General features: G+C 71.3%; 13 protein-coding genes and 1 other RNA gene. 12 read left to right on the plus strand and 2 right to left on the minus strand.

The features are described 5' to 3' along the window. The first annotated feature begins 9 nt into the window (after positions 1–9). The 10 genes from FM119_RS11580 (at position 10) to rnpB (ending at position 9,547) form a co-directional block, all read left to right on the plus strand. On the plus strand, positions 10–1,662 hold the full coding sequence (locus FM119_RS11580; protein ID WP_087138305.1) for a TIGR04028 family ABC transporter substrate-binding protein: 1,653 nt from the start codon (positions 10–12) through the stop codon (positions 1,660–1,662). A gap of 61 nt (positions 1,663–1,723) precedes the next feature. Continuing rightward, entirely contained in the window at positions 1,724–2,677 is a 954-nt protein-coding gene (locus FM119_RS11585; protein ID WP_220700324.1) for an ABC transporter permease, read from the plus strand. After that, positions 2,674–3,576, plus strand: coding sequence for an ABC transporter permease (locus FM119_RS11590; protein WP_087138307.1), 903 nt, complete (start codon positions 2,674–2,676; stop codon positions 3,574–3,576). The genes FM119_RS11585 and FM119_RS11590 overlap by 4 nt, the downstream gene beginning before the upstream one ends. Then, the gene (locus FM119_RS11595) at positions 3,573–5,225 is read left to right on the plus strand and encodes a dipeptide ABC transporter ATP-binding protein (RefSeq protein ID WP_087138309.1); all 1,653 of its coding nucleotides are present in this window, start codon (positions 3,573–3,575) and stop codon (positions 5,223–5,225) included. Before FM119_RS11590 ends, FM119_RS11595 begins: the two co-directional genes overlap by 4 nt. Then, positions 5,222–6,241 carry a putative FMN-dependent luciferase-like monooxygenase gene (locus FM119_RS11600; protein WP_087138311.1) on the plus strand — a complete coding sequence of 340 codons (1,020 nt, stop codon included), beginning with the start codon at positions 5,222–5,224 and terminating at the stop codon, positions 6,239–6,241. The genes FM119_RS11595 and FM119_RS11600 overlap by 4 nt, the downstream gene beginning before the upstream one ends. After that, entirely contained in the window at positions 6,238–6,846 is a 609-nt protein-coding gene (locus tag FM119_RS11605) for a CMD domain protein (protein ID WP_087138312.1), read from the plus strand. Before FM119_RS11600 ends, FM119_RS11605 begins: the two co-directional genes overlap by 4 nt. Further along, the gene (locus tag FM119_RS11610; RefSeq protein WP_087138313.1) at positions 6,843–7,454 is read left to right on the plus strand and encodes an alkylhydroperoxidase domain protein; all 612 of its coding nucleotides are present in this window, start codon (positions 6,843–6,845) and stop codon (positions 7,452–7,454) included. The genes FM119_RS11605 and FM119_RS11610 overlap by 4 nt, the downstream gene beginning before the upstream one ends. A 116-nt stretch (positions 7,455–7,570) precedes the next feature. Beyond that, positions 7,571–8,383 (plus strand): Nif3-like dinuclear metal center hexameric protein, encoded by an 813-nt coding sequence (locus tag FM119_RS11615; RefSeq protein ID WP_087138314.1) that lies wholly within the window; start codon positions 7,571–7,573, stop codon positions 8,381–8,383. A 38-nt stretch (positions 8,384–8,421) separates the two neighbouring features. After that, a complete protein-coding gene (locus FM119_RS11620) occupies positions 8,422–9,159 on the plus strand; it encodes a zinc ribbon domain-containing protein (RefSeq protein WP_087138315.1) in 738 nt (245 codons plus the stop codon). 28 nt (positions 9,160–9,187) lie between these two features. Further along, positions 9,188–9,547, plus strand: an RNA gene (rnpB, locus tag FM119_RS11625) — RNase P RNA component class A. 66 nt (positions 9,548–9,613) lie between these two features. On the opposite strand, the gene ppgK is transcribed toward rnpB, so the two are convergent. After that, positions 9,614–10,396 (minus strand): polyphosphate--glucose phosphotransferase, encoded by a 783-nt coding sequence (gene ppgK / locus FM119_RS11630; protein ID WP_087138316.1) that lies wholly within the window; start codon positions 10,394–10,396, stop codon positions 9,614–9,616. A 5-nt stretch (positions 10,397–10,401) separates the two neighbouring features. Next, complete coding sequence (map, locus tag FM119_RS11635) at positions 10,402–11,283, minus strand: type I methionyl aminopeptidase (RefSeq protein WP_087138317.1); 882 nt, start codon at positions 11,281–11,283, stop codon at positions 10,402–10,404. A 33-nt stretch (positions 11,284–11,316) separates the two neighbouring features. Here map and FM119_RS11640 point away from each other — a divergent pair, with 33 nt between their 5' ends. Next, positions 11,317–11,511 carry a hypothetical protein gene (locus tag FM119_RS11640; RefSeq protein ID WP_087138318.1) on the plus strand — a complete coding sequence of 65 codons (195 nt, stop codon included), beginning with the start codon at positions 11,317–11,319 and terminating at the stop codon, positions 11,509–11,511. Between the two features lie 88 nt (positions 11,512–11,599). Beyond that, the gene (gene glnA, locus FM119_RS11645) at positions 11,600–12,937 is read left to right on the plus strand and encodes a type I glutamate--ammonia ligase (RefSeq protein WP_087138319.1); all 1,338 of its coding nucleotides are present in this window, start codon (positions 11,600–11,602) and stop codon (positions 12,935–12,937) included. Positions 12,938–12,940: the final 3 nt, after the last annotated feature.

Genomic DNA, 12,940 nt, shown 5'->3' on the forward strand with positions numbered 1-12,940 from the left:
GGAGAGACCATGAGCCGGATCACTCGACCACTCGGAGCAACCGCCGCCGTCATCGCGGCATCCCTGGTCCTCATGGGGTGCTCGAGTGCCGAGCCGAGCGGGGAGGGTGCGGCCGCGGGGGAGCCCGTCGTCGGAGGAACGCTGCAGTACCTGGAGCACCAGGCGCACACGAGCCTGTATCCGCCGGCCGGCGGCTTCTACCCCAACGGCGGCATCCTCAACAACATCACCGACCGCCTCGTCTACCAGAACCCCGAGACCCTCGAGTTCGAGCCGTGGCTCGCCGAGAGCTGGGAGAGCAACGACGACGCGACCGAGTACACCTTCCACCTCCGCGACGACGTCACCTTCTCCGACGGGACGCCGCTGGACGCCCAGGTCGTCGCCGACAACTTCGACCTCTACGGCCTCGGCGACCAGGACAGGGCGCTGACGGTGTCGGAGGCCATCAACAACTACGACTCGAGCGAGGTCGTCGACGACTCGACCGTCGTGTTCCGCTTCTCCGCGCCGTCGCCGGGCTTCCTCCAGGCCACGTCGACCATCAACTCGGGCATCGTGGCCGAGTCGACCCTGGAGCTCGACCTCGAGGGCTACGGCCCCGGCAACTCGGACGCCGTCGTCGGCACCGGCCCCTTCACCGTCGGCGACGAGGAGATCGGCGCCTCGCTCACGCTCGACGCGCGTGAGGACTACGCCTGGGCTCCCGAGAGCTGGGACAACCAGGGGCGCCCCTACGTGGACGCGGTGCAGATCACGGTCACGCCGGAGGACAGCGTCAGGGTGGGCGCGCTTCTGGCGGGTCAGGCGGACGTCATCCGCTACGTCGAGGCCCAGGACGAGCCGCAGCTCGCGGTCGACGGCTTCAGCATCTACGCACCGCAGACGAACGGTGTCAACAACTCGCTGAGCCTGCGCTTCCGCAACCCGCTGCTCGAGGACATCCGCGTCCGTCAGGCGCTGCTGGCCGGGATCGACCGCCAGGAGGTCGTCGACACGATCTACACGGACAACTACCCGCTGGCGACCTCGGTGCTCAGCTCCACCGCGCTGGGCTACCTCGACGAGTCCGACGCCCTCGGCTTCGATCCCGAGCGGGCCGAGGAGCTGCTCGACGAGGCGGGCTGGACGGTCGGGTCCGACGGCATCAGGGAGAAGGACGGCGAGCGCCTCACCCTCGTGGTGAACGAGGCGGCACCGCAGCCGCGCTCCTTCGAGGCACTGACCCTCATCAGCCAGCAGCTGGCGAAGGTCGGCGTCGACCTGCAGATCCTCAAGGCGGACGCCGGCAGCTACGCCGAGGCGATCCTCGACGCGGACCAGGTCCAGCTCTACCACTCGATGGTCGGCCGCGCGGACCTCGACGTCATCAAGAGCCAGTACTACTCCAGCAACCGCAACACGCTGCTGAACTGGGACTCCTCCGACGACAGCATCGGCGACGCCAAGCTCGAGGAGCTGCTGGAGGCCGTGTCCACCGAGGCCGACCCCGACAAGCGCGTCGAGGCGTCGCAGGCCGTGCAGCGCTACCTCATCGAGCAGGCGTACGTGATCCCGCTGTTCGAGGAGCCCCAGGTGTACGGCGCGAGCGACGCCGTCCACGGTCTCGGCTTCGAGTCCGTCGCCCGTCCGAGCTTCGCCCAGACCTGGGTCCAGCGCTAGCGTCCTCCGCGTGGCGGCCATCGTGCCGCCACGCGGGGGCCTCGCAGAGAGGCACCACACCGTGAGATACGTCCTCGGCCGCGTCGCCCAGGCCGCGCTCGTGCTGCTCATCGCCTTCACGGCGGCCTTCGTGCTGCTGCAGGCGATGCCGGGCGACGCGATCATGATCAAGTTCCAGAACCCCGAGCTGGGGCTCTCGCCGGAGCAGATCGCCCGCATCAGGGAGAGCTACGGGGCGGACGTGCCGCTCGTCGCGCAGTACGGCCACACGCTGCTCGGCTTCCTCGGCGGTGACTTCGGGTACTCCGTCGTCAGCGGCACTCCGGTGTCACGGCTGATCGCCGACGCGCTGCCGAACACCCTCGTGCTCGCGCTGAGCGGTTTCGTCCTCGCCGTCGTGGTGGCGGTCGCGCTCGCGGTCACGGCCACGCTCAGCCGCTTCGCCTGGCTGGGCACAGCGCTGCGAGCCCTGCCGTCGCTGTTCGTCTCGGTGCCGGTGTTCTGGTTGGGGATCATGCTCGTGCAGCTGTTCTCGTTCCAGCTTGGCCTGGTCTCGGTGATCAACCCCGGCCCGATCGAGGGCCTGATCCTTCCCGTCCTGACCCTCGCCGTGCCGATCTCGGCACCGCTCGCGCAGATCCTGCTCCGCAGCTTCGACGAGATCGGTGCGCAGCCCTTTGTCGCCGTCGTCAGGGCGAGGGGCGCCGGCGCGGGGTGGGTCCTGGGCCGCAATGTGCTGCGCAACGCCCTGCTGCCCACCCTCACCATGGCCGGGCTGCTCTTCGGCGAGCTGATCGGCGGCGCGGTGGTGACCGAGACGGTGTTCGGTCGAGCGGGCATCGGCCGCATCACCGAGCAGGCGGTCAGCCAGCAGGACACGCCCGTGCTGCAGGCCGTCGTGCTGCTGTCGGCGCTCGTGTTCGTGGTCATCAACCTGGTCGTCGACCTGCTGTACCCGGTCCTCGACCCCCGACTGCGCTCCACCGTGCGGGGCCGGAAGGCGGTGAGCGCATGAGCGCGCCGACCGAGCAGAGCATCGTCGCCGGCGGGACGGAGGCGTCCCCCTCCGGGGGTGCGCGCTTCGCGCCGCGGGCGAGGACACGTGCGGAGCGCCGACGCCGTGTCCGGCCGACCGTGCTGCTGTCCTGGATCGTCATCGCCGTCGCGGTCGCCTGGGCGATCGCGCCCGGGGTGTTCGCCCCGGCGGACCCGGTCGCGGGCAACGCGGCCGATGCCTTGCAGGCACCCGGCGCGGCCCACTGGTTCGGCACCGATGCGACCGGCCGCGACATGTACTCCCGCGTCGTGCACGGTGCGATCCACTCGCTGTCCGGTGCGCTGATCGCCGTGAGCGTCGGGCTCGTCGTCGGCACGGTGCTCGGCGTCGTCGCCGGGGCCGTCGACGGCGTCGTCTCCGAGGCGATCATGCGCCTGGTCGACGTCCTGCTGGCGATCCCGCAGCTGCTGCTGATGCTCTCGATCATCATCATCCTCGGGTTCGGCACGGCGCAGGCGGCGGTCGCGGTCGGGATCACGAGCATCGCGGCGTTCGCCCGGCTCGCGCGCTCGGAGGTCGTCAGGGTGCGGCGCAGCGACTACGTCGAGGCGGCCTACGCCAGCGGAGGACGTCGCGTCGCGGTGCTCGTCCGGCACGTGCTGCCCAACTCGCTGACCGCCGTCGTCGCCCTGGCCGCGCTGCAGTTCGGGACGGCGATCCTGCTGATCTCCACGCTCGGCTTCCTCGGCTACGGAGCGCCGCCGCCGACGCCGGAGTGGGGCCTGATGATCGCGGAGGGACGGAACTACGTAGCCACCTCGTGGTGGCTGACCACGCTGCCCGGCCTCGTGGTCGTCGCCGTCGTCATCAGCGCCAACCGGATCAGCTCGGCACTCAACGACAGGGACAGACGATGACCGCGTACGACAGCGTCCTCACGGTGCGCGACCTCTCCGTCGCCTACACGGTCGGACGGAACAGCCTGGAGGTGCTCCGCGGCGTGGACCTCGAGCTCGGCAGGGGGGAGGTCCTCGCCGTCGTGGGCGAGTCCGGCTCGGGCAAGACCACGACGGCGCAGGCGGTCACCGGTCTGCTCGCCGCCAACGGCCGCGTCACCGGCGGCACGGTGCACCTCGGCGACACCGACATCACCGGCTGGTCCGACCGTCGCATGCGCGCGGTCAGGGGTGCCCGGATCGGGTGGATCCCCCAGGACCCGGTGACCTCGCTGAACCCGGTGAAGCGGATCGGAGACACGGTCGCCGAGGCGCTGCTCATCCACCGCTGGAAGGATGCGGCGGCGCGGTCGCGGCGTGTGATCGACCTGCTGGAGCGTGTCGGCATCCCGGAGCCGGCGCGGCGTGCGCGTCAGTTCCCGCACGAGCTCTCCGGCGGCATGAGGCAACGCGTCCTCATCGCCGCGGCGATCGCGCTCGAGCCGGAGCTGCTCATCGCCGACGAGGCCACGAGCGCGCTCGACGTGACCGTGCAGCGCACGATCCTCGACCTCATCGACGACCTGCGCCGCGAGAACGGGACGAGTGTTCTGATGATCACGCACGACCTCGCCGTCGCCGCGGACAGGGCGGACCGGCTGCTCGTCCTCAAGGACGGCCGGGTGCGCGAGGCCGGCGCGACCGACGCCCTGCTCGCCGCCCCGTCGGACGACTACACCCGGCGGCTCCTCGCCGACGCCCCCTCGCTCGGCGACGTCACGGTCAGGACAGTCCCCGACGCGGCCCGCACGGCCCCTCCCGTTCTGGAGATCGCCGGGCTGGTGAAGGAGTTCCCCGTCGGTCGCGGCGAGGTGTTCCGCGCGGTCGATGACGTCTCCCTCCGCATCGCGCCCGGCACCACGCACGCGATCGTCGGTGAGTCCGGATCGGGCAAGACCACAACGGCGCGCATCGTGCTCGGCTTCACCGCGCCCGACGCCGGCACCGTCCGCCTGTCCGGCACCGACATCACCGGCCTCGGCCGCGAGGAGATGCGCGTGCAGCGTCGCCGGGTGCAGATGGTCTACCAGAACCCCTTCGCCTCCCTCGACCCGCGGCAGACGGTCGAGCAGATCGTCGCGGAGCCGCTGCGCAACTTCCGGCTGGGTGCCGCCCCGGCCCGGCGGGCGCGAGCAGCGGAGCTCGTCGAGCAAGTGGCACTGCCGTCGAGCGTCCTCGGCCGGCGTCCGAGCGAGCTGTCCGGCGGCCAGCGCCAGCGGGTGGCGATCGCGCGGGCCCTGGTTCTCGACCCGGAGCTTGTCGTCCTCGACGAGGCCGTCTCCGCGCTCGACGTGACGGTGCAGGCGCAGCTCCTCGAGCTGCTGCAGCGGTTGCAGGATGAGCGCGGCGTCAGCTACCTGTTCATCTCTCACGACCTCGCCGTGGTCAGGCGGATCTCCCACGAGGTCAGCGTCATGCGGCGGGGACGGATCGTCGAGCAGGGGCCCGTGTCGGACGTGTTCGACTCGCCCGCCGACGCGTACACCCGCTCCCTGCTCGACGCCATCCCCGGCCGCCGTCCGCACGGCCGGGCGACACCGACCGCCCCGGCGGAAAGGACCACCCCGTGACCCGACCACAGCTCGCCTTCTTCACCCGACTGCTCGACGACGTCCCCGCGGCGGAGCGCTACCGCCTCGCCACCGAGCAGATCCGGCACGCCGAGGGCCTCGGCTTCGACAGCGCCTGGGTCGCCCAGCACCACTTCCACGAGCGGGAGGGCGGACTGCCCTCCCCGCTGGTGTTCCTCGCCGCCGTCGCGGCCGCGACCTCGCGCATCCGGCTCGGGACCGGAATCATCACCCTCGGCATGGAGGACCCGGTGCGCGTCGCCGAGGACGCCGCCGTCGCCGACCTGATCAGCGGGGGCCGCCTTGAGCTCGGCCTCGGCACCGGGGGGACGCCGAGCTCCTTCGGGGCGTTCGGCGCGAGCTTCGCCGAGCGGCGCGAGCTGTTCGACCGCAAGCTCGCCGTCCTCGACGCCGCCCTCGGCGGGGACGACCTCGGCGACGGCAACCGGCTCTACCCCGCAGCCGGCTCGCTCGCCCGGCGGATCTGGTTCGCGACGTTCAGCGCGCCGCTCGCCGTGCGCGCCGGGCAGCAGAGCCGTGGTCTGCAGCTCTCACGGACGCAGCCGCGGCCGGACGGCGCGCGGGAGGCACCGCTCTGGGGCGTGCAGAACCCGCTCATCGACGCCTACCTCGACGCGCTTCCGACGGGGGCGACGCCGCGGATCAGCGTGGCGAGGACGCTGTTCATCAGCGACGACCCCGCAGGCGCCAGGCGTCTGGCGGTGGCCGCGTACCGCTCGCAGCCGATCGTCGCCGCGACCATCGGCACCGACGGGACCGAGCTGGACGACGACGAGCTGCTCGCCCGCCTCGACGTCCACGTCGGCGGCGTCGACGAGGTCACCGAGTCCCTCGCCGCGGACACCGCGCTGGCCCGGGCGACGCAGGTGTCCTTCCAGGTCCACTCGATCGACCCCCCGCACGAGCTCATCCTGCGCTCGACCGAGCTGCTGGCCACCGTCGTGGCCCCGCGGCTGGGCTGGGGAACGACGACGCAGAGAAAGGAACAGCCATGAGTGACATCGACGTGATCGACGAGATCCTCGCCATCGCGCCGGGGGACAGGCTCGACGCCGTCCGCTCCGTCCGGCCCCAGGCGAGGGAGAACGCCCAGCGCAGCTATGAGGCGCTCTTCGAACCGGTCGCGATCGGCGGGGTGTCCCTCGCGGACCGCGCCGTCGTCGCCGCGTTCACCTCCGCCCTGCTGAGGGAGAGCGATCTGGCGGAGTTCTACCGGGCCGCGGCCGTGGACCACGGCGCCGCGGACCTGCTCGCCGCGCTCGACGCGGCCGTCGCCGAGTCCGCCGTCGTCGGCCCCTACGGCGCGTACCGGGAGTCCGGCCTCGCCGCGGAGTCGACGGGGGGACTGCGCTGGCAGCCGGGCCCGGAGCTGGAGTCGGTCCTCGGTGTCCGTCTGGCGCGGATCCTGGCTCACGCCCACCTGCTCGTGTTTCGTCCGCGCGAGGCCAGCGCCGCGGCCCTGCACAGCCTGCTGGACGCCGGGTGGAGCACCACCGACGTGGTGACGCTGTCGCAGCTGGTCGCCTTCGTCAACTTCCAGGCACGGGTCGTCATCGGGCTCCGTGCGCTTCAGCGGGACATCGAGAAGGAGCAGCGATGAGCGAGACCACCATCGAGCGGGACGACGTCGTCGCCCCCGAGCGGTTCACCCAGGAGTCCCTCGGATGGGTGCCCTGGCTCCAGCCGCTGCCGAAAGCGGACTTCACCGATCGCCACTGGGACGGCGTCGTCGACCGTCAGCGCGCCGACATGCCGTACTTCGCGCTGCTCGCGCGGGACCCCGAGATCCTCAGAGCTCGCACCCTCACGGACAACGACATCTTCTACAACACCGACGGCGGTGCGCCGAGGGCGGAGCGGGAGCTCGCGGCGGCCGCGACATCGCGCCTGAACGGCTGCGTGTTCTGCGCCTCGGTGCACTCGCGCTTCGCCTCCGAGCAGTCCGGTCGCAGCGAGGAGGTGCAACGGCTGCTCGACGAGGGCGTCGAGGCGCCGCTTGAGCCGCGCTGGCGTGCCGTCGTCGACGCGTCCGTCGCTCTGACGCGGGTGCCTTCGGCGTTCGGCACGGACGACATCGCCTCGCTCCGCGCCCAGGGACTCGGTGACGAGGAGATCTCCGACGTCATCCACGGTGCCGCCTTCTTCAACTGGGCGAACCGCCTGATGCTCTCGCTCGGCGAGCCCGAGGTCCCCGCGCGCCGGCGGTGAGTGCGGAGGGGCGCCGACAGCGACGGGACGCGGTCGGCGGGGGGCGGCGGCCGCCCGAGGCGTCCAGGCCGTCGCCGCCGTCGCCCCTCCCCGCCGCGAGGCCGTAGGCTGGAGCGGTGACCACCCTCGACGAGATCATCACCGGCATCGACCGGATCTGGCCCTTCTCCGGCCAGGAGTCCTGGGACGCCAGCGGTCTCGTCTGCGGCAACCGAGCGACGACCATCCGTCGGATCCTGCTCGCCGTCGACCCTGTCGCCGCCGTGGTGTCCGAGGCCGAGGAACTCGACGTCGACCTCGTCATCACCCATCACCCCCTCCTGCTCCGCGGCGTCACGAGCGTCGCGGAGGACGGGTACAAGGGTGCGCTGATCGCGCGCCTCATCCGCGCCGACTGTGCCCTGCTGAGCTGCCACACGAACGCGGACGTCGTCGTCGGCGGCGTGTCTGCCGTCATCGCGGATGCCCTCGTGCTGCGTGACGTCAGCCCCCTGTCCGCCCGCCCCGACGGGGCGACGGGGATCGGCCGGGTCGGCGATCTGCCCGCGTCGACGTCACTGCGCGAGTTCGCGGAGCGGTGCGCCGCGCTGTTCCCTGACACCGCGCAGGGGCTGCGCGTGGCCGGGGACCCGGAACAGACCGTGTCTCGCGTCGCGCTCTGCGGAGGGGCGGGTGACTCGCTGCTCGGCGACGCCCGCGCAGCGGGAGCCGACGTGTACGTCACCAGCGACCTCCGCCACCACCCGGCGTCCGAGTTCAGGGAGCAGTCCCTCCTCGGCGACGGGGCCGCCCTCGTGGACGTGTCGCATTGGGCGGCCGAGTCGCTCTGGCTCGACACCGCCGCGCTGCAGCTGGCCGAGCTCGTCCCCGACGCCGAGATCACCGTCAGCCGACGTCGCACGGACCCCTTCGACTTCGTCGTCCACTGACCCGTCACCCCTCGCCCTCCCCGTATGAAGGACACCGCGTGAAAGCCACCGTCACCGAACAGAAGCGACTGCTCGACCTGCAGCAGATCGACAACGCCCTCAACACCCTCCGGCATCGCGCGCGCTCGCTCCCTCAGGACGCCCACATCCGAACGCTCACAGCCGAGCGGGACGGACACCGGATCGAGCTGGCCCGCCATGTCGGCGCGCAGGAGGACATCGCCAGCGAGCAGGCCAAGCTCGAGGCGGACAGCGCGATGGTCGAGCAGCGGCTCGACCGCGACCGCACACGTCTCGCCGCGGGCGGCTCCGCCAAGGACGCGCAGGCGCTCGAAGCGGAGATCCAGTCGCTCGTGGCCCGCAGGGGCGTGCTCGACGAGGTCCTGCTCGAGGTGATGGAACGTGCCGAGGCGGCCGAGGCGCGCGTGACCGAGGCCCGCGACGTCGACGGGCGCCTCGGTGAGGAGCTGACCAGGGCTGCGGCGGAGCGCGAGGCGGAGCTGGACAGGCTGAACGCCGAGACGGCCTCGAACCTCGGTCAGCGGCAGGCCCTCGCCGACCTCGTCGACGCCGACCTCCTCGCGCTGTACGAGCAGCGCCGCGCCCGCGGCGGCATCGGGGCGGCCCTGCTGCGCCAGCGCGCCTGCGGCGGCTGCACGATCACGCTGACGGGGGCGGACCTCGAGGAGGTCAGGCGCGCCCCGGCCGACGAGGTCGTCCAGTGCCCCGAGTGCTCGTGCATCCTCGTGCGCACCGAGGAGTCGGGCATCTGGTGACCCCGGTCGCGGGCTAGACTGGGAGGCGTGGGTCGGCCAGACGGTCGCGTCACCGGCTCCGGCCGGTGCCGAGGAACGTCCGGGCTCCGCAGAGCAGGACGGTGGGTAACGCCCACCCGGGGTAACCCGCGAGACAGTGCCACAGAGAACAGACCGCCGGAGCGATCCGGTAAGGGTGAAACGGTGGGGTAAGAGCCCACCAGCGCCCGGGGTGACCCGGGCGGCTCGGTAAACCTCGTCCGGAGCAAGGTCAGACAGGACACCAGGGGGCTGCTCGTCCCGTGTCCGGGTAGACCGCTAGAGGGGCACGGCAACGTGTCCCCGAGAGAGATGGCCGTCACGGACCTTCGGGTCCGGACAGAACCCGGCGTACCGGCCGGCCCACCGCACACGGCGGCGGCCGCATCCACCCGGATGCGGCCGCCGCCGTGTCGTGTCTCCGCGTGCGTCCCGCTCAGCCGAGCGGGGGAGGGCTCGTCACGACGTGCGAGCCGACGGACGCCGCGCCGAGGATCCCCGCGTTGTTGCGGAACGTGGCCGGAACGATCGGAGCGGTCAGCGACAGCAGCGGGAGGAAGCTCTCGTGGTGCTTGGACACGCCGCCGCCGACGACGATCAGGTCGGGAGAGAACAGCATCTCCAGCGTCGAGTAGTAGCGCTGCAGCCGCTGCGCCCACTCCGCCCAGTCCAGCCCCTCCCGCTCCTTCGCCGAGTAGGCCGCGGCCTGTTCGGCGTCGCCGCCGTCGATCTCCAGGTGACCGAGCTCCGTGTTGGGCACCAGCACGCCGTTGATGAGCAGCGCGGAGCCGATCCCGGTGCCGAGGGTGGTGACGATCGTGACCCCTGCGGTCCCTCCGGCGGCGCCGTAGCTCAGCTCGGCGACCCCGGCGGCGTCGGCGTCGTTGAGGATCGCGATCGGCCGGCCGAGGCGTCTCTCGAACAGCGACTGCGCGTCGAGGCCGATCCACTCGTCGGACACGTTCGCCGCCGACATCGTGCGGCCCGCCCTGACGACGGCGGGGAAGCACACCCCGACGGAGTGGTCGCCCGCGGGCAGGCTGTCGACGATCGAGGCGACGACCTCGGCGATGTCGTCGGGGTGCCCGCCCTGCGGGGTGGGCAGCTTGACCCGGTCGCTGAGGAGTTCGCCGTGGACGACGTCGACGAGCGCGCCCTTGATGCCCGTCCCGCCGATGTCGATGCCGATGGCGGGGGCCTGCGTGCGTGCCTGTGCCACCTCGATCAGCTCCCGACCGGGGTGGGAAGGGTGAGGATGTCCGCGCCGGTGTCGGTGACCACCAGGGTGTGCTCGAACTGGGCGGTGAGCGAGCGGTCCTTGGTGGTGACGGTCCAGTCGTCGGCCCACATGTCCCACTCGTGGGTGCCGAGCGTCAGCATCGGCTCAATCGTGAAGACCATGCCGGGGACCATCACGTCGCTGTACGCCGGCGCCGAGTCGTAGTGGGGGATGATGAGGCCCGAGTGGAAGGCCTCGCCCACCCCGTGACCGGTGAAGTCGCGGACGACGCCGTAGCCGAAGCGACGCGCGTAGGACTCGATGGTCCGGCCGATGACGTTGACCTCCCGGCCGGGGGCGACGGCCTTGATGCCGCGAAGCAGTGCCTGCTCGGTGCGGTTCACCAGGTCGAGCGTCTCCTGCGGCGCATCGCCGACGACGAAGGTGCGGTTGGAGTCGCCGTGCACGCCGTCGAGGTAGGCGGTGATGTCGATGTTGACGATGTCGCCGTCCTCGAGCACGGTGTCGTCCGGGATGCCGTGGCAGACGACCTCGTTGACGGAGGAGCAGATCGACTTCGGGTACCCCCGGTAGCCGAGCGTCGAGGGGTACGCGCCGTGCTCAACGACAAAGGCGTGGCCGATGGCGTCGAGCTCGTCGGTCGTGACGCCCGGCCGGACGTTCTCGCCGACGAGGGCGATCGCGTCGGCCGCGATCCGACCTGCCCGGCGGATCGCCTCGATGCGCTCCGCGGAGTAGACGTTGGAGCCGGTGTACGGAGCCGGGGCCGCCTTTCCGACGTACTCGGGTCGGACGATGCTCGGCGGGACGACGCGCAGCGGACCGACACGACCGGGTGTGAGGTGGCCGAGGGTATCTTTGGGCATGACAGCAGACTAATCGACCCGAGAGGAGCCGCTGTGACCGCAGACGGAGAATACTCGTACTGGTACAACCTCACGTCCGGAGAGGTGGAGTACGGCCTCGTCTCGCCCGCCGTCGACCGTGCCGGGCCCTTCGCGACGCGCGAGGAGGCGGCCAGGGCGCCGGAGACCCTCGCCGAGAACTCGCGGCGCTGGGCGGAGGAGGACGCGAAGGAGTCCGGCGAGGACTGAAGCCGCGACTCGACGCCCCCGCACGCCGATACGGCGTGCGGGGGCGCTAATCTGGGTGGACGTAGCGTCGGCAAGTGAGGAGAACTGAATGGACAAGCAGCGCGACTTCGTGCTCCGCACCATCGAGGAGCGCGAGGTGAAGTTCATCCGCCTGTGGTTCACCGACGTCGTCGGCACGCTGAAGTCCGTTGCCATCGCCCCCGCTGAGGTGGAGGGCGCCTTCGCCGAGGGCCTCGGCTTCGACGGCTCGGCCATCGAGGGGATGACGCGGCGCTACGAGTCCGATCTGCTCGCCGTCCCCGACCCCAGCACCTTCCAGCTGCTGCCGTGGCGGGGCGACGTGCACCCGACAGCCCGCATGTTCTGCGACGTCACCACGCCCGACGGCGAGCCGGCGATGTCCGACCCGCGGAACGTGCTCAAGCGCACGCTCGCGAAGGCCGCGTCCCAGGGCTACTCGTTCTACACCCATCCGGAGATCGAGTTCTACCTGTTGAAGTCGGCGGAGTTCGGCGATGCGGGTCCGGTCCCCGTCGACTCGGCCGGCTACTTCGACAACGTCCCGGGCGGAACGGCGCACGACTTCCGGCGCAGCTCCGTGCGGATGCTGGAGGACCTCGGCATCTCCGTCGAGTTCAGCCACCACGAGGCGGGCCCCGGCCAGAACGAGATCGACCTCCGCTATGCCGACGCGCTCACCACGGCCGACAACATCATGACGTTCCGCACCGTCATCAAGGAGGTCGCGATCGAGCAGGGCGTCTACGCGACGTTCATGCCGAAGCCGCTCACCGATCAGCCCGGCTCGGGCATGCACACGCACCTGTCGCTGTTCGAGGGCGACACGAACGCCTTCTACGAGGCGGGGGCCGAATACCAGCTCTCGCAGACCGGCCGGCAGTTCATCGCCGGGCTGCTCCGCCACGCGCACGAGATCGCCGCGGTGACCAACCAGTTCGTCAACTCCTACAAGCGCCTCTGGGGCGACGACGAGGCGCCCAGCTACGTGACCTGGGGCCACAACAACCGCTCCGCGCTCGTCCGCGTCCCCCTCTACAAGCCGGACAAGGGCGGCAGCGCCCGCGTCGAGTACCGTGCCATCGACTCCGCCGCGAACCCGTACCTGGCGTACGCATTGCTGCTCGCGGCCGGCCTCAAGGGCATCGAGGAGGGCTACGAGCTGCCCCCTGAGGCGGAGAACAACGTCTGGGAGCTCTCCGACGCCGAGCGCAGGGCGCTGGGCTACTCGCCGCTTCCCGCGAGCCTCGACCACGCGCTGGAGTACATGGAGTCCTCCGAGCTCGTCGCCGAGACGCTGGGGGAGCAGGTGTTCTCCTACGTCCTGGCCAACAAGCGCAGGGAGTGGCGCGAGTACCGCAGCCAGGTCACCCGCTACGAGCTGACGCAGAACCTCGGCATCCTCTAGACG

The organism is Mycetocola reblochoni REB411, from assembly GCF_900163835.1.
GTDB classification, from domain to species: domain Bacteria; phylum Actinomycetota; class Actinomycetes; order Actinomycetales; family Microbacteriaceae; genus Mycetocola_B; species Mycetocola_B reblochoni.

Bases quoted from the DNA above. Each gene is read 5' to 3' on its own strand.
- FM119_RS11580 (WP_087138305.1), top strand. From the start codon at position 10: ATGAGCCGGATCACTCGACCACTCGGAGCAACCGCCGCCGTCATCGCG.
- FM119_RS11590 (WP_087138307.1), top strand. From the start codon at position 2,674: ATGAGCGCGCCGACCGAGCAGAGCATCGTCGCCGGCGGGACGGAGGCG.
- FM119_RS11595 (WP_087138309.1), top strand. From the start codon at position 3,573: ATGACCGCGTACGACAGCGTCCTCACGGTGCGCGACCTCTCCGTCGCC.
- FM119_RS11605 (WP_087138312.1), top strand. From the start codon at position 6,238: ATGAGTGACATCGACGTGATCGACGAGATCCTCGCCATCGCGCCGGGG.
- FM119_RS11610 (WP_087138313.1), top strand. From the start codon at position 6,843: ATGAGCGAGACCACCATCGAGCGGGACGACGTCGTCGCCCCCGAGCGG.
- map (WP_087138317.1), bottom strand. From the start codon at position 11,283: ATGCCCAAAGATACCCTCGGCCACCTCACACCCGGTCGTGTCGGTCCG.
- glnA (WP_087138319.1), top strand. From the start codon at position 11,600: ATGGACAAGCAGCGCGACTTCGTGCTCCGCACCATCGAGGAGCGCGAG.